At 52.7% G+C, this 17,682-nt stretch carries 7 protein-coding genes; 1 reads left to right on the plus strand and 6 read right to left on the minus strand.

Annotation, left to right across the window (positions count from 1 at the left end):
• Positions 1-171 precede the first annotated feature (171 nt).
• The gene (locus ACO7SM_RS15870) at positions 172-9,579 is read left to right on the plus strand and encodes an autotransporter outer membrane beta-barrel domain-containing protein (RefSeq protein WP_490468326.1); all 9,408 of its coding nucleotides are present in this window, start codon (positions 172-174) and stop codon (positions 9,577-9,579) included.
• A gap of 280 nt (positions 9,580-9,859) precedes the next feature.
• Here ACO7SM_RS15870 and ACO7SM_RS15875 read toward each other — a convergent pair whose 3' ends face one another.
• From ACO7SM_RS15875 to cusF, 6 genes are all read right to left on the minus strand, one after another.
• A complete protein-coding gene (locus ACO7SM_RS15875) occupies positions 9,860-10,627 on the minus strand; it encodes a putative bifunctional diguanylate cyclase/phosphodiesterase (protein WP_490468327.1) in 768 nt (255 codons plus the stop codon).
• 227 nt (positions 10,628-10,854) lie between these two features.
• Positions 10,855-11,442 carry a helix-turn-helix transcriptional regulator gene (locus ACO7SM_RS15880; RefSeq protein ID WP_490470965.1) on the minus strand — a complete coding sequence of 196 codons (588 nt, stop codon included), beginning with the start codon at positions 11,440-11,442 and terminating at the stop codon, positions 10,855-10,857.
• A gap of 14 nt (positions 11,443-11,456) precedes the next feature.
• Positions 11,457-12,152, minus strand: coding sequence for a flagellar brake protein (locus tag ACO7SM_RS15885; RefSeq protein ID WP_490468328.1), 696 nt, complete (start codon positions 12,150-12,152; stop codon positions 11,457-11,459).
• Between the two features lie 637 nt (positions 12,153-12,789).
• Complete coding sequence (locus ACO7SM_RS15890; protein WP_490468329.1) at positions 12,790-15,936, minus strand: CusA/CzcA family heavy metal efflux RND transporter; 3,147 nt, start codon at positions 15,934-15,936, stop codon at positions 12,790-12,792.
• An 11-nt stretch (positions 15,937-15,947) separates the two neighbouring features.
• Complete coding sequence (locus ACO7SM_RS15895) at positions 15,948-17,225, minus strand: efflux RND transporter periplasmic adaptor subunit (RefSeq protein WP_490468330.1); 1,278 nt, start codon at positions 17,223-17,225, stop codon at positions 15,948-15,950.
• Between the two features lie 79 nt (positions 17,226-17,304).
• Positions 17,305-17,652, minus strand: coding sequence for a cation efflux system protein CusF (gene cusF / locus ACO7SM_RS15900; RefSeq protein ID WP_490470966.1), 348 nt, complete (start codon positions 17,650-17,652; stop codon positions 17,305-17,307).
• Positions 17,653-17,682 lie beyond the last annotated feature (30 nt).

The raw sequence follows: 17,682 nt of genomic DNA on the forward strand, positions 1-17,682 counted from the left end.
CACCAGATATTTTAATAACGCGTCTTATCTTCACCACTTTAATTCTGCTTCGTTCGGAAGGGCTTTCTATTTTTCAAAAATCGACACTCAGGCAGCACTCCGCGAGCCAAACACAGCCAACAACTCAACGTATTAACACATGCAAAACAGAAATGCAGATGAGGGTTATATATGAATAAGGTTTACAGCATTATTTGGAACGCGGCGCTCGGTCTCTGGGTCGTCGTTTCCGAATTATCCCGCGGGAAGAAAAAAAGCAGCACGCGTAAATCTGTGAGCATCATCGCAGCGACCGCATTAACCGGCGTATCCATGGTCGCCACCGCAACGCCAATGAACACCTACGGCGATCATGTTATTTCCAATGACTTCAGCAAACCGATCTCCGCAGGCGTACACAACGGGACTTTTGACTACGGTTTCTTATATGAAGACCAGAACGCCTCCCAAAAAGAGCTGAACATCACAGGTAAACTCCCAACCATTGAGTACGGTCAGAGCGGCGTCGTTAATTCCACCACCATCAAGGAACTGCTGGAAGCCGGTAAAATCACCCTGACGGCCACCAGCGCCGATGGTCAGACCACCTCGAAGATCACCAGCGTCGACCAACTGGCGGGCTATCTGTTCCATTATCAATCCTCCACGCCTTCGCAAAACGTTGATTTTGGCATTTCCGATCCTGCAGACCCGGATAAGACAGCGTCGATCAAAGTGTTCGACACCAAAGATCTAGAAAATTTTCTTAGCGTGATGGATCTGGGCTCCTTCGTTTTAAATACCTACGACGCCAATCAGACAAAAATTTATAAGCAGTTTGGCTTTGCCCTTGCCGAGAAGGGGGCGACGGCCAACCTGAACATCGGCGATGATACGCAGAATGCCGGCGCGGATGACAATACCATTGCGTTAATGGCCAAAGACTCCTCGCTGCTGGAAGCGCAAAACGCGGGTAGTCAGGTCAACTGGCAATCGGATAACTACGTCAAATTTGGCGCCGCGCCGGTCGTTCCAGGTAAAGAATTTCAGAGCGGCACGACAACCGATACCTTCGGCCACGACGTCACCATCACGAGCTACGGCTATGACAAAGACGGAAATGTTGTCGATACCGGCGAAAAGACCTTTTCGATTACCGATGTCGCAGGGTTAGCCCAGTTCAATGACTGGTTGCTGGGCAACAGCAGCGATGCCGCCACCTCTCCTGATGGCAAAAAAGTCAGCCAAATCCAGCTGTGGCTGGACGCGGGCGTGGTCACAAAAGTCTCTGACGCACAGGCAAGATATGCCTCGCTTATCGACGACCTGCTGAAGTCCGACAAGGCCGCCGACAGCGTCAACTGGGATTATGACGTCTGGACTGACGGGCTTGCACATGACAACAATGCGACTGCGGGTAGCGGCGAGTTACATGCGGTCTATGCCAACGGCCAGGGAACCACCGGTACAATTCAGAAAGGCTCAATTCTGGCGGTTGACGGCAGTATTAATGGCGTCATGAAAGCGACGGGCGGCGGCACCATCAATAACGAGGGTGAACTTAACGCGTTACGTACCTCTGGCGGACTGAGTCTGGCTGTCGGTATGCTGGCCGATAATTCGACCGCCACCAACAACGGCATCATCAACTCCGGGCTGTTTATCGACAAGAACGGCAATCAGAACGTCAACAGCTATGGCGCGTACGGGATGCAGGGACAAGGCTCCAGTACCGTCACCAACAACGGCACCATCAACCAGGCCATTACCACGGATGACTACGGTACTGCCTCTGCCGCCGATCCCTGGAGTAACTCCAGACCTGACACCTCGCTGACACTGGCTATCGGGATGCAACTTTCCGGCGAAACGACCGGGGTTAACAAAGGGCAAATCAATGTCGTGGACGGGCGCAAAGATGGTAAGTCCTTTGGCGAAGGTACCGCTTACGGTGTTGAAGTGGATGGCAAATCCACGTTCGTCAACGAAACAGGCGCCTCCATTTCTCTGGGACGCAATGCCAACGATACGACTCAGGATGTGTTAATGCCTGGCGGCTCCAGCCAAAGCGCCGGGATCCTGACCAAAAGCGCGGGCGATGTCACCAACAACGGTACTATCACGCTCGGCACCGGCGTACGTAATGCCTCGGGTATTCTGATCGGCAACGCCACCGGTAATGTGATTAACACCGGCACCATCACGGTGAACGGTGACACATCAGGCGGTGTCAGCCCAAACCACGGGATCTCTGTCCGTGACAGCGGTGCTGAGAACAACCAGGTCATCCGCAACGATGGTCAAATTAACGTCAACGGCACCGATAACATCGGTATTCACATCAGCGCGACAAACAAAGCGGCTCAAGCCACCACCAGCGCCGCTGGCGCTATTACCGTCGGCGGCACCGGCGGAACCACTGACCGCAACTATGCCGTTTGGGTTGAAGGGAATGATGCGAATCGCGCCACCGCCAATGTGAATTCTCACATTACGCTGCAGGAGACCGGTAATATCGGTGTGCATGTGCGCGACAATGCTGTGGCTAACGTCGACAGCATCAGTAGCCCTACTTTCAATAATACTGACCAGATTGGTTACTATTTGTATGGTAACGGCGCGACGGCCAATATCGGCAAAGCGGTGATGGATGACAACGGCCAGGCGCGGACGACCATTTTCCGTATCGCCAACGGCGCGGTGTTTAATGGGAACACTGAAAACCCGGTCACTCACATCCCCTCCAATCTTGAACTGACCTTAAAGGGTGAGAATTCAACGGGCGTTCTGGCGACCGGTGTGGGCAGTACGGTTGATACCGGCGAGGCCAAATTCACCGTCGAAGGCACTGGTGCCGCCGCCCTGGTCATCGAAGGCGGAGCCACCGGGACCATCAGCGATAAAACGACCATCAATTTGACCGGGACCGACACCACCGCCGGGATTGTCGACGGCCTGCCGCATAAGTTGAATGGCAAAGATGAAGACGGCAATGCTCAGGACACAACGCTCACGTCCAACGCCAAAATCACCTCTGCCGCTGGCGGTAAGAACGTCATTGCCTATGTGGCGAAGAATCTGGGCGACCTGATTCTCGGCAGTAATGGCAGTATCAATCTCGCCAGCAAAAACAGCATCGGGGTGGATGTACAACAGGGCGGGCGCTTTACCAACAATTCCATGTCTGCGCTGCATGTCGCCGATGGTATTGGCGTTCGCGCCTCCGGTGACGATGCGCAGATTAAAAAGCTGGGCACCATTTTGGTGGATGACGGCACGGCCGGTGTTCTGTTAGCCAAAGACGCGCACCTGAGCATCTCCTCTGGCACAGGCGGTCAACCCGACAAGATCACCACCAACGGCACCGCCGACGGCATCCGTCTGGAAGCCGGCGCAGGATCGTTGAGCGCGCAGGGCGTTACCATCAGCGCACTGGGCAGCGGTGCGGGGATCCAGAACAATGCGGAACGCTCAGACATTACGCTTAACAATGTCACCATCAACGCCAACGACGGCCCGGGCATCCGTACCAGCGTTGAGCTGAACGTGAAAGACGGCTCCAACAATAAACTGAACGTAACGGGCGCTGGCACCGGTTTTGCTTTTGAAAAACAAGATGGTAGCGACGCCACTGGCAATCTGAACATCGGCACGGGCTACGACGTACTGGTGCATAACGACACCAACAACGCCACGGGTAGCGGGATCCTCGCCAAAACCAACGGCAATCTCACCACTAAGGCCAACATCACCGTTCAGGATACGACCGGCGATTCCGCGATCATTGCCAAAAATGTCTCGGCATTGACCAACAGCGGAACCATTATCTCCAACAGCACCAGCGGCAAAGCCGTTATTGATGCCAGCGGTGATAACGGTAAATCGATAACCAACAGCGGAACCGTTCAGGCGGCAAGCGATCGGGCGATTGCTATCCAGTCAGGTCTCGGAAATGACACCATCAATATCAGCGGCAAAACGGTCGGGATCATTAACACCGGTCGCGGCAGCGATAGCTTTACCTGGAATAAAGGCACCTTTGCCGGTGAAGTGAATTTCGATGGCACGAACGGGAATAACAAATCGAACATCGGCGACGTCTCTCTGAAAGAAACCCGCCATATCACCACCCAGGCGGGAAGCGGTAACGCCCTCACCTTCACCAATACACACGGCGATGCGGCCAAAATTGGCAGCCTGACGGCGGATAACCTCAGCACCGGCACCAATATTGGCGACGGCTGGGATTCGTTGACCCTCACCGGCGCGCAGGCAGACATGCGTATCGTTGAAGATCTGAAGCTGAAAAGCGAAACCATTGCCGTTAACGATGGCGCGACACTGCGCACGGGCGATCACCGTGAGGCAAGCAGCAGCGCGGCAACGATCAACAATTACGCGGTGAACACCAGCGGTACCGGCAGCCGGGTGATCTTTGATACTCAGGGCGACGGCGTCGGCGCACAGCAAGTGTATTCCGGGATTATCAGCGGTGACGGTCGCTTTGAACGCGCGGCTGGCGGCACCACTATTTTCACCGCCAATAACACCTATACCGGCTCCACCACCATTGATAATACCGGGACGCTTCAGTTAGGCGTTGGCGGCACCAGTGGCGGAATTGCTGAAGTTTCCAATATTCTCGATAACGGCCTGTTGGCGATCAACCGTTCTGACGACGTACGGTTAAATGGGGTTATTTCCGGGACTGGCGCATTGCAGCAGATTGGCGACGGTACCACGCGTCTGACGGGTGACAATACCTATACAGGGCAAACCACGGTAAAAACCGGGACGTTGCTGATCAATGGCGATCAGAGTGCAGCGACCGGCGCGACGGACGTCAACGGGAGTGCCACGTTGGGCGGGTTTGGCGTGATTGGCGGCGACGTTGCCATGAATAACAGCACGACCATCAGCGCAGGCGATGGCGGCGCGGGTACGCTGACCATTAAAGGCAATCTGAAACTGGGCAACCAGACCACCTCCGATTTCCAGCTTGGTCAAGCCTTTGTGCCAGGCGGCGCGCGTAACGATTTAATCGATGTTGCAGGCGACCTGAAGCTGGACGGTACGCTGAACGTCACCGAAAGCACAGGCGGGCAGTTCGGCCCTGGCGTCTACCGCATTTATAACTACGGCGGCAACCTGGACAACCAAACGCTGGATCTGGGCAGCGTGCCGAGCGGTCAGGATAAGAGCAACATTTTTGTCCAGACCATCCTGAAAAATCAGGTGAACCTGGTCAACGCCAACGGTGTCACTCTGCAATTCTGGGACGGACAAACGTCAGGCAGCAATCACGGTAAATCCGGTATTGAAGGCAATGGCGCTATCGACGGCGGCGACGGCAAATGGATGGCTATCGGCGATAACGGCGACAACAACTGGACGCAGCAAGACGGCAATGGCAACGCGCCGTGGGCACAAAAAGCCTTCGCCATCTTTACCGGCAAAGCAGGCACCGTTGAGGTGGATGACGCCGCAGGAAAAGTTGCGTTCTCCGGCGCGCAGTTTGGCACTGACGGATACGTGGTCAAAGGCGATGCGCTGAACGGTTATGCCACCACCGCAGGCGGCAACGAACTGATGCTGCGCGTCGGCGAAGGTGCTGCTGGGGCTGACGTTACCGCAACCATCGAGTCGCGTATTCTTGAAGGCGACAGCGCCGACAAACTGACGCTGGTGAAAACGGATTTGGGTCGTCTGATCTTAACCGGCGAGAACGAATACCGTGGCGGAACGCGCATTGACGGCGGCACGCTGCAAATCTCCAGCGACAAAAACCTGGGTCAGGCCGGAACGGGGCTCGCCATTAACAATGCCTCAACGCTGCAACTGGGCGCCGATCTGAGCACCGATCGAACCATCACCCTGGGCGCGAATAAAGATGCTGAGGTCTTTGATCTGAACTCGCATCACTTCACCCCAACCGGCGATATCACGGGCGCGGGTAAACTGAAAATAACCAGCAGCTCCAGCACGGCGGGCAGCACTCTGACGTTTGACCGGGCGAACAGCTACCAGGGCACAACCGAAATTGCCGGGACAGGTAAGGCCAACAACGTCACGGTAAACGTCAGTAAAACCGGGGCATTCGGCAGCAATGCGAGCAGCACGGTGGATGTGAACAAAGGCGCTACGCTCAACGTCAGCGGCGCAGACACCAGCCTGCAATCGCTCACCATGAACATTGCAGACAGTCTGATAACGCTGGCCGATACGGTCACCGCCGCAGGTTCAACCCTGAATTTAACCGAGAAAGCGAAAGCCATCTTCTCGCAACAGGCGACGGCGGATAACGCCAAAATCAACCTGAACAGCGGTTCAACCGCGGTGTTTACCGACAACACCACCGCAGGAAATTCACGCATTGCGGTTTCCAGCGACAGCACCCTGGCGCTGCAGGATGACGCCAGCGGCGGCACCGCGATAGTGACCAACAACGGGCTGATGACCTTTGCCGATAACGCCATGGCGGAAATGGCTCAGGTGAAAAACCAGGCGGGCGGCAACGTCGATATTCGCGGCGTCAATAGCGCGACCTCTATCGGTTCACTTTCCGGTGCCGGTAACGTTGAACTGGGCGATAAGCATTTGTCTCTGGGCAATCTGAGCCTTGATGACACCATCAGCGGCATCATCAGCGGCACTGACGGCAGTCTGGCGAAAATCGGCGACGGTACGCTGACTTTAACCGGCGATAACACTTACACCGGCACCACGGATGTCGATCAGGGCGTCCTGCTGGTGAACGGGAATCAGTCTGCGGCAACGGGCTTGGTGACGGTGAAATCCGGCGCTACGCTCGGCGGCGACGGAATTATCGGCGGTACCGTTAATGTGGAAGACAACGGCCACATCACGGCGGGCGCCGCGCTGAATAGCGTCGGTAAACTCACCACCGGTTCCCTGAACCTGAGCGACAATTCACAGTTGGATTATCAGTTCGGCCAGGCCAACACACCGGGGGGCACCTATAACGATCTGATCAACGTGAACGGCGATCTCACCCTCGACGGTAAGCTGAATATTGAAACCACACCGGGCGGAAGTTTTGACGTTGGGGTTTACCGCGTCATCAACTACACCGGCACATTGACCAACAATGTGATGGATATTGCCGATGCGCCAGAAGCGGCAGACAGTCTGTACGTGCAGACCTCGGTCAAAAACCAGGTCAACCTGGTCAATCACGCCGGGCTCACCCTGCGCTTCTGGGACGGTACCGGGGGTGAAAACGGCGAGCTGAAAAACAATGGCGTAATTAACGGCGGCGACGGCATCTGGCAGTCCAGCAAAGGCAACGACAACTGGACTACCGACGAATCCACACCGGAAGGTATTCTCAACGCGCCGTTTACCGACGCCGCATTTGCCGTCTTCGAAGGTGAAGCAGGCAATGTGACCGTCGATAACAGCAAAGGGGATGTCATCATCAGCGGGGCGCAGTTTGCTACTGACGGTTATCACGTCGGCGGCGAAGCGATTACGACCAACACGGCGGATACGCTGATTCGCGTCGGCGACGGCACCGTGGATGGCGCAAAATACACTGCGACCATCGACAGCCAGATTCGCGGCACCGGCGGTCTGAATAAAGGCGATTTGGGTACGCTGATCCTCAATGGCGACAACACCTACAGCGGCGGTACCACCATTACGGCCGGTACGCTGCAAGTTTCCGGTGATAAGAATCTGGGTGCGCCAGAGACAGGCATCACCTTTAACGGCGGTACGCTGAAATATGGCGAAGCCTTCAACACGGCGCGTCAGGTCACGCTGGAATCCGGTGGCGGCACCTTCGACACCAACAATCACAATGTGGAACTGCTGACGGACGTTGAAGGTAACGGCCATCTCACCAAAACCGGCAAAGGGACATTGACGTTAACCCAGGACAACAGCTACACCGGTGGCACCACCATCGCACAGGGCACATTGCAACTGGGCACCGGCGGCAATATCGGCGGCATCCAGGGCGACATCGTTGATAACGGCGCGTTGAATATCAACCGTGCCAATACCTATGCCATCAGCGGCAATATCAGCGGTACAGGTATGTTGCTGCAAACCGGTAGCGGTACGACGGTACTGGAAGGTTCCAACAGCTACAGCGGCGTCACGCTGGTAGCCAATGGCGAACTGCAAGCCGGTGGCGAAAACACCCTGAGCGCGGCATCGCAGCACTATGTTCTGGAAGGTACGACCCTGACCACCCAGGGTTACAACCAGACGGTTGCAGGACTGGATAACAGCGGGGATGTTTCACTCCGCGGTCAACAGGTCGGCTCAACCTTAACCGTTAAAGGTGATTACAACGCAAAAGGCGGCACGCTGAACATCGCGGCGTCGCAGGACGCCAGCGGTAAAGGTATTGCAGACCGTTTGGTCATCGACGGCGGTAAAGCGAGCGGAAGTACACTGCTTGATGTCGACGGTTCCGGACTGGGCGCGCCGACCGTCGGCGATGGCATCGAAGTTGTTACCGCGCTGAATGGCGCCACCACCACCGCGCAAAGCACGCAGGATGCCTTCCATCTGGCCTCTGACCGTATGGCGGCCGGTGCCTTTGAATATCAACTGCACGCCGGTAACGCACAGGGTCAGGGAGAAAACTGGTACCTCAGAAGCGAATACCGTCCAGAAACGATGCTGATCAACGGCCTCGCGAGTGTGGTACGCCAGGGCGATCTCAGCCTGCTGGGTAACATGCACCAGCGTATGGGGGATGATATCAAGCCTGGCATCGATGAAGACAACCGCGCCTGGGCACGGATGATCGGTTACTCCGGAAAAACCAAACTGGATGATGCAACGGGGACTGAAACCAGCAGCCATACCACCGGGATTCAGGTCGGTGCCGATCTCTACGGCGGCGCGAACTGGAAAGCCGGGGTTTACGCCAGCGTCCTGGATATCGACAGCAGCGTGAATGGCACCAAAGTTGGCAGCGCCGGTAAAGGCGGTAATATCGACGACAATGGTTTCTACATTGGCGGTTATGCCACCTGGTTCTCTGAAACCGGCATGTACGTTGATAACGTTCTGCAATATGGCAACCATGATTCCCGCCTGGCAGCATCGGGTAATAGCGATTCGTACACCGTGAAAGGCAACACGCTGACGGCGTCAACAGAAGTGGGCAAACCGTTCCGCTTAGGCGCCAGCGCCTGGAGTCTGGAACCGCAAGCTCAGTTGATCTATCAGTACAGTGACTTTGACGACAGCACGCTGAATGGCTCAACCAAAACGAAGGTGAAAATGGATACTGCGGATTCGTTCACAGCCCGTCTCGGCGTTCGCCTGGTGGGGGATTACGACACCAATCACGGCAAAATCCAGCCTTACGGTCGTGTAAACCTGTGGCAGGGTCTGGGTTCAAAAGACAAAACGCACTTCAGCAACGCCGTAACCACCACCACACTGGAATCTTCTCAGCAGTATTCCAGTACCGAAGTGGCAGCCGGTATGACCTGGACGATTGACAGAGATCTGCAGGTCTACGGTGAATTGGGTACCCAATTCAGTAATGGCGGAAGTAAATCGCAGGTTGAAGCGCCGATTAATGCCTCAATTGGCTTTAAAAAGATGTTTTAATTAACGCTAAAAATAAATGTTCACCACCTCAAATGGAGATGGTGAACATTGAAAATCAAAAGCCTTCTGTTTTAACAGAAGGCTTTTTTATGGTCTGGATTTAGGGGGAAGCGGTCGTTGCAGAAGTGAACGTTTAAGAGCCTATCCCAGTAGGCGTAATTGGCGTAGTCAGTTTGGACACGGACAGCGCGGAAAAACCGGAGCGTACACGTAGTACGTGAGGATTTTGAGCACTGCCCAGGGCCAAAATGACAAGTGAAATAGCCTAATGGGATAGGCTCTAATAATTGAATTGTGTTAACAGTGCGGGTATTTTTTCTGCCGGGACAGGATGAGAAATATAATAGCCCTGCGCTTTATCGCAACCAATACGCATCAACCGATCTAACTGTTCCTTACTTTCCACACCCTCAGCCAGAACTTCAATACCAAAATCATGGGCTAACACGATAATACCTTCCACGATTTTTGCCGATTTTGTATCAGGCTCAATCTCTGCGACAAACGCTTTGTCGATTTTTAAGGTATCGAACGGATATTTCAGCAAATAATCAAGATTGGCGTGTCCGGTACCAAAATCGTCAAGGGACAATTTTACCCCCATAGCTTTTAGCGCAGACATATTCGCTGAGGCGACCTGGCTGTCACGAATCGGTGCGGTTTCGGTGACTTCAATTTCGCAGCGGCTGGGGGCAAGACCTGAGAACGTCAGATTTCGCCGAACACGTTCAGGTAACTGGGGATCGCTGAGTTCCAGCGCGGAAAAATTGATTGAGAGCGAAATATTTTCTGGCCACCGGGTCGCGACATCCCAGGGAGGATTCGAAACCATCTCTTCGACTGAAGCAATACTGCCGCTTTTTTCCAGCAGCGTAATAAAAATATCAGGAGAAATCATTCCCATGTCGGGACTATTCCAGCGCATTAATGCCTCAAACCCACAAATCTTTTGAGTATGTAAATTCAGAATGGGCTGATAGACCATATAAAGTTGACTGGTATTCAACGCTCCCTGTAGCGCTCTGAGTACATCATTGGAATTAAACACCCTCCTCCTCCTTAAAAATACAGCTAAAATGGCGACTCCCGCCAAATAAAAATGACTACACGCCCAGTCCCTGTGAGTATTATATACTCTACATAATTCGAGTTGCAGAAAGGAGGCAAGCCCCAGGAGCTTACTACAGTAAATGACTGGAGAGAGCGAACGTAACCACAGCACATGCAACTTGAAGTCTGAAGAGTATAATTCAAAATCGTCTGATCAAATATGATTCAGGGTAAAAAAGACAAAGAATGGTTAAACCTGACGATCAATTTATTCAGGTCTGCAGAGTTCGTTAATCCGAGCTTGAGGACGATCTTCATCTTATGAGTTTGAATTGTTTTATAATTCAGGTTAACTAACTCGGAGATTTCTTTTGCATTGTAGCCGCCGACCAATAAACTCAGTATTTGTTGCTCCCGGTCGGTCAGTTTTTTTTGCGAACGGAACACGCGTTGATGACCTGGCCCCTGTGACAATGACGCGATTTGATTAAAATCGCGTAAGGGTGACTTTTCAGTCAATACGATGGCTTTATCAACATAGAGCAACTCAACACACAGTTTCGCCACCAAACTGTCGGTGATGATGACAATGTTGTTGTCATAGACCTTGAATCGATTTTTATTTAAAAAATCAACAAAATCAGCACAAGACTGCCCGTTATCAATGATATTGAAGAGCATCGTATGATGCCGATACAATGATGACTGACTGATCATCTCTTCGCACCTGAAGGTTTTAATCGGTACATCTTTACTTTTCAGGAACTCTGAGACGCCATGCCCTACAAAATTATCATTGCCACACATCAACATCCAGTTCACCTTCCTTATAAACTTCTAATTTTATTGCTCATCAAAAAGTTGATAATGATTTTTTCAACTTCAGACTCCTCACGGTGATTTTTAAAATCAAACTTGCACGAGATTTGATGGCAGGAATACAAGTGGTTATCATCATCAAACTCATTGATCTCTACAACATCGATAACTTGCATATCCAGTTGCAGGTTGCCGAACTGTTCGAACTCCAGCGATGAACCCTTGATGACCGCATCTTTATACAAAAAGCGCGGATTCACCTCTTCGGCAATAAGCGCACAACCGCCACGCGAAATGTTTTTAATTTTAAATACGTAATTTTCGCCGTTTTTGTAGCGCCCAAAACAGGTAAAACTAAATCCCTTTAGAAACGAGAAACGCTGATGCTGCCTGCGTTGAATAAAAAAAATCATGTCAGGTATAAAATAAACTAATCCACCCGCGTTATCATCTGAGGACTCGCGGTCGAATCGGGCGTTGAATTTAATAATTCCGGCTTCACTGTGCAGAATAAAACCCTGGATTTTTTCAGTGACGATATCTTCATGGTGGGAGATGGCGAAGTGTTCGAAGTCGACCTTTTCCAGTTGCGTTACTATGCTATTGTTTTTATAGACTATTTCAAGTTTCGTCTTCTTGAGAAGCTCTTCACGAATGATGGCAATAATTTCAAATCTATCATCCTTCGCCATACCAAAACTCATCTTAAAATCCTTATTCTTGTATTTGAGAATCTTCTCATTCTCGTTTGAGATAACACGAGACAGGCATCCACCCCTGGTTTCGGATAACCATAATGGATCTCATGTCGATTATTTTGAGCAAAATTAAGTTTTTAGCTATTTTTACTGATTTATTGATTTGTAAAAACATTCATATGCGATGGGTCTTAGCGTAACTTATGCTTTACACCTGTTAAACTTAACCCAAATTTTATAACAAAATTGAATAGAAAGGCTTGTTCCATCGTGATTTTGAAATAAAAATGGGGAGATTGCAATATAAACAGTGTAACGAGCACCAGCAGTTTTTTTCGTTCACAACCGTTTTTTTAATGTCGCATTTAGTTTAAATCAAAGAAGATCAACAAACATAATCGCAACCTGAAATAGCGAATCAAGCTACCTGAATTAAGGGTCACATTTTAGTTAAGGCGGGAATATTCCAACCAGTACGCGCTTGATCGGGGTATTACACCTATTTTCCGTGCCTAAAAAAATAACCATGCTATATGAGTGGTTTAATGCAGAAACACAGAAAAAAGACCAGCATGACGTATGCTGGCCTTTAATAGTTGCCTGTGATGATTATATAATTATTGAGAAAAAATCATCTCAGACATTATGCTTGCTGATTCCGGTGCCTGCGCAGCCACATCAATTTATACGCCGCAGGAATAATAAACAGCGACAGCAGCGGCGCGGTAATCATGCCCCCAATCATTGGCGCAGCAATGCGGCTCATGACTTCTGACCCGGCGCCTGCGCCCCATAAAATGGGCAACAAGCCAGCGATAATGACCGCAACAGTCATGGCCTTCGGTCTGACACGCAGAACCGCCCCGTGGTATAGCGCATCATCCAGTTTCTCGGCCGTGAAGGTCTGCGGGTTTTCCAGCGTCGGTTCGGCTTCAATGGCATGACGAAGATACATCAGCATCACCACCCCAAACTCCGCCGCGACACCCGCCAGCGCGATAAACCCGGTTCCGGTCGCCACCGATAAATGAAATCCCATCCAGTACAGGAACCAAATTCCCCCCACCAACGCGAACGGCACGCTGGTAATGATCAACAGCGCTTCGCCCACCCGGCGGAAAGCCAGATATAGCAGCACAAAAATGATCATCAGCGTCGTCGGCACCATCAGTTTCAGCTTGTGGTTCGCCCGCTCAAGGAGCTCAAACTGACCGGAGAACGCCACGCTGGTGCCGGGCTTCAACTGCACTTTTTCTGCTATCGCTTTTTTGAGATCGTTAACCACTGACACCATGTCACGATCGCGGGCATCAATGTAGATCCAACTGGCCGGGCGGGCATTTTCCGTTTTCAGCATCGACGGCCCCGCAACCACGTTCACTTCAGCCACATCCGCCAGCGTAATTTGTTGTTTCATCGGTGTCAGAATCGGCAACTGGCGCAGCGTTTCAGGGCTGTCGCGATAACTTTGTGGATAACGCAGGTTTATCGGGTATCGCGCGATCCCTTCCACCGTTTCACCGACCATCGCGCCGCCCACCGCCGAGGTGATGAACAGTTGGACATCGCCGACCGTCATGCCATAACGCGCGGCTTTTTCACGCTGAATATCAATGTTGATATAGCGCCCGCCTTCCAGACGTTCAGCCAGCGCGGAGGCAACCCCCGGCACGGTTCGCGCCACGTCTTCAATTTGCTCTGCGGTTGCATCGATATCGGCCAGCACCGTACCGGACACTTTAATCCCGATAGGGCTTTTTATTCCCGTAGACAACATATCAATGCGATTACGGATCGGCGGCACCCACAAATTGGCCAGCCCCGGCAAACGCACCGTTTTATCCAGTTCCTCGATGATTTTGTCCATCGTCATTCCCGGACGCCACTGGTCTTGCGGCTTGAGCTGAATGGTCGTTTCAACCATCTCCAGCGGCGCAGAATCCGTCGCCGTTTCTGCTTTCCCTGTTTTACCAAACACCCGCGCCACTTCCGGGACGGTCATGATCAGTTTGTCGGTTTTTTGCAGCATGTCTGCCGCCTGCGCCGCGGAGATCCCCGGCAATGTCGAAGGCATGTACAGCAGATCGCCCTCGTTAATTTGCGGCAAAAACTCTCCGCCGATATTTTTGAGTGGCCACAGCACGGTCAGGATAGAGAAGGCAGCAATCAGAAGTGTGGTCTTTGGCCAGTGTAATACTTTCAACAATAACGGATGGTAAACGCGAATCAAAAAGCGGTTGAGCGGGTTGCTGTTTTCTGCGGGGATCTTCCCGCGGATCCAGAAGCCCATCAGAACCGGCGTCACCACAATGGCCAAAAATGCCGCCCCTGCCATCGCCCAGGTTTTGGTGAACGCCAGCGGGCCGAACAACCGCCCTTCCTGGCCTTCAAGGGTAAAAATGGGGATAAAAGAGAGCGTGATAATCAGCAGACTGATAAACAGCGCCGGCCCCACTTCCACCGCTGCATGGGTAATCACGTTCCAGCGGGTGTCGTTATCCAGTTTTTCGCCAGGGTGCAAATGCCCCCACTCTTCCAGCCGTTTATGGGCGTTTTCGATCATCACAATGGCGGCGTCCACCATTGCCCCGACCGCAATGGCGATGCCCCCTAACGACATAATGTTGGCGTTAATCCCCTGAAAATGCATCACGATGAAGGCGATACACAGTCCCAGCGGCAACGAAATAATCGCCACCAGCGCAGAGCGGATGTGCCACAAAAAGAGCGCGCAGACCAGCGCCACGACAATAAACTCTTCGAGCAATTTATAGCTGAGATTGTCAATCGCCCGGTCAATCAACTGACTACGATCGTAGGTTGTCATCACTTCGACGCCTGCGGGTAAACTGCTTTTCAGCGTCGCCAGTTTCTCTTTTACCGCCGAAATCACCTCCCGCGCGTTTTTGCCGGAACGCAGGATAACCACCCCGCCCGCGACTTCGCCTTCGCCATTCAACTCGGCGATGCCCCGGCGCATTTCCGGCCCGATTTGCACACGGGCGACATCCCGCAAATAGACAGGGACACCGTTTTCAGCGGATTTCAATACGATGTTGTTGAAGTCATCAAGGGTTTGCAGATAGCCGCTGGCGCGAACCATGTACTCCGCTTCAGAGAGTTCAACAGACGAGCCTCCCGCCTCCTGGTTAGAAGAGTCCAGCGCCGATTTCACCTCAGACACGCTGATACCGTACTGCGTCAGTTTCATCGGGTCGATAACGACCTGATACTCTTTCACTACGCCCCCCACCGAGGCGACTTCCGCCACGTTAGGGATCGTTTTCAATTCATACTTCAAAAACCAGTCCTGCAAGGAGCGCAGTTCCGCCAGATCGTGTTTGCCGCTCCTGTCCACCAGCGCATATTCAAAGATCCAGCCGACGCCCGTGGCATCCGGGCCCATCTCGGCACTCACGCCCTGGGGTAATTTCCCCTGCACCTGGTTGAGGTATTCCAGGACGCGCGAACGCGCCCAGTACGGATCGGTGCCGTCTTCAAAAATCACGTACACATACGAGTCGCCAAACTGCGAGAAACCGCGCACGGTTTTCGCGCCCGGCACGGACAACATGGTGGTCGTCAGCGGATAGGTCACCTGGTTTTCAACGATTTGCGGCGCCTGACCGGGATAGCTTGTTTTGACGATGACCTGCACGTCCGAGAGATCGGGCAGTGCGTCAACCGGAGTGTTGATGATGGTCCAGGTTCCCCAGACGCTGAGGAACAACGCCCCCATCATCACCAGGAAACGGTTCGCCACAGACCGGCGAATAATCCATTCAATCATTTACGCATCCCTCAGTGTGAATGGGTCGCCGGAGCGGAGGCATCGGCTGGCGTGTTCGCCCGCATACGATCCAGAGCACCGGAAATATTCGCCTCGGAGTCGATCAGGAACAGACCGCTGGAAACGACCTTTTCACCTTCGGTCAGCCCGGAACGAATGGCCGTCATCCCTTGCGATTCGTGAAATACAGATACGCGCTTCGGCACAAAACGCCCGTCGCTATCGACGGTGATCACTCGCTGCTCTCTGCCGGTATCAATCAGCGCTTTTGATGGGATCAGCAGCATTGGCTCGCTTTCGGTATTCAATTTCAGATACGCATTCATGCCCGGTTTCAGCGCTTCATCGGGGTTATCCACCAGCAAGCGCACCTGAAGCGTTCGGGTGGTGGCGTCGAGGCTTGGCAGGATGCTCCACTTGCGAATGGTGAACGATTTATTCGGCCAGGCCGGGACGGTGAGCGCAAACTGTGAGGCATCTTTTATCAGCCAGGCGACTGATTCCGGGACGGCCGCGGCAACCCATACCGGGTCCATCCCCTGGATTTTCGCCACCACGTTATCTTTGGCAATGTTCATGCCGGTGCGTAAATCAAAGGCGGTAATCACCCCATCAATCGGCGCTTTGAGCGTAAACCGCGTCTGAATTTTACGGGTCGATGTTAAACGGCGGATATCCTCTTCCGGCATGCCCGCCAGCCGTAACCGCTCCAGAATCCCCTCGACCTGGGTTGCCGTGCCGCCCGTCTCCCGCAGGAGCAAGTATTCACTTTGCGCTTCCACCCAGTCGGGGATCGTCAGTTCTATCAGCGGCGTGCCTTTCTTGATTTTATCGCCGACCGTCAGCGGGTAGACCTTGTCAATAAATCCGGCTGAACGCGCCTGCACAATCACAAACTGGTATTCGTTAAAACTGACATTCGCCGGAAACGTCTGCGCAAAATTCAACGCCCCACGACGTACGGTTTCGGTTTTCAGTCCCAGATTCTGAGTCTGGTTCGGATCAATGCGCACGCCCGTGGTTGCGGCATTACCCGTCTCTTCGTCGGCATATTTCGCGACGAGATCCATATCCATAAACGGAGATTTTCCCGGTTTATCAAAACGGGTATTCGGGTACATCGGGTCATACCAGAACAGAACTTTTCGCGCCTCTTTTTCCGGCGCGGGTGTCATCGCAGCAGTTCCGTGCGTTGAAGAATAATATGCATACCCCCCGACAGAAATAATGCCGCCGACAAGCATACTGGCAAAAATAAGCGCGAGATTATTGTGTTTAAATGACGCCATCGTGTTTTCCATTTCTTCATCTACGCTTACCCGCGTTCTGCTGAACGCAGGCAAGAATATAGGCGGCGAGCCATCCGCATTACTGACTGACGCGAATATCCTGCAGCAGCGACAGGTTTCCCTGCTGCACAAAATTAAACGCCACTTTGTCACCGACCTTAATATCGCCGAGCTGCGTTTGTGGCGTCAGCGTAAAGCGCATCGTCATTGCCGGCCAGTTCACGGAAGGAATAGGATCGTGGTTAATCGTGATTTTTTTATTTTCCAAATCGATGGCGTTTACGATGCCTGTCGCGCCGATCGCTTGTGTCTGCTCAGCGGCAGGGGTGGCGTTCATCATCCCTTCGTGTTGATGTTCATTGGCCTGCGCGTTCGATGCGACGAGTGCAAAAAGACTAAAAACAGCGGCTTTAAATGTTGTGGTCATCATATTGTCTCCTGAATGTGTATCCTGGTG

The sequence above is a fragment of the Citrobacter sp. LJND-P06 genome (assembly GCF_058188415.1).

Excerpts from the sequence above, each read along its gene's own strand:
- ACO7SM_RS15870 (WP_490468326.1), top strand. The coding sequence starts at position 172 with ATGAATAAGGTTTACAGCATTATTTGGAACGCGGCGCTCGGTCTCTGG.
- ACO7SM_RS15880 (WP_490470965.1), bottom strand. The coding sequence starts at position 11,442 with ATGTTGATGTGTGGCAATGATAATTTTGTAGGGCATGGCGTCTCAGAG.
- ACO7SM_RS15885 (WP_490468328.1), bottom strand. The coding sequence starts at position 12,152 with ATGAGTTTTGGTATGGCGAAGGATGATAGATTTGAAATTATTGCCATC.
- ACO7SM_RS15890 (WP_490468329.1), bottom strand. The coding sequence starts at position 15,936 with ATGATTGAATGGATTATTCGCCGGTCTGTGGCGAACCGTTTCCTGGTG.
- ACO7SM_RS15895 (WP_490468330.1), bottom strand. The coding sequence starts at position 17,225 with ATGGCGTCATTTAAACACAATAATCTCGCGCTTATTTTTGCCAGTATG.
- cusF (WP_490470966.1), bottom strand. The coding sequence starts at position 17,652 with ATGACCACAACATTTAAAGCCGCTGTTTTTAGTCTTTTTGCACTCGTC.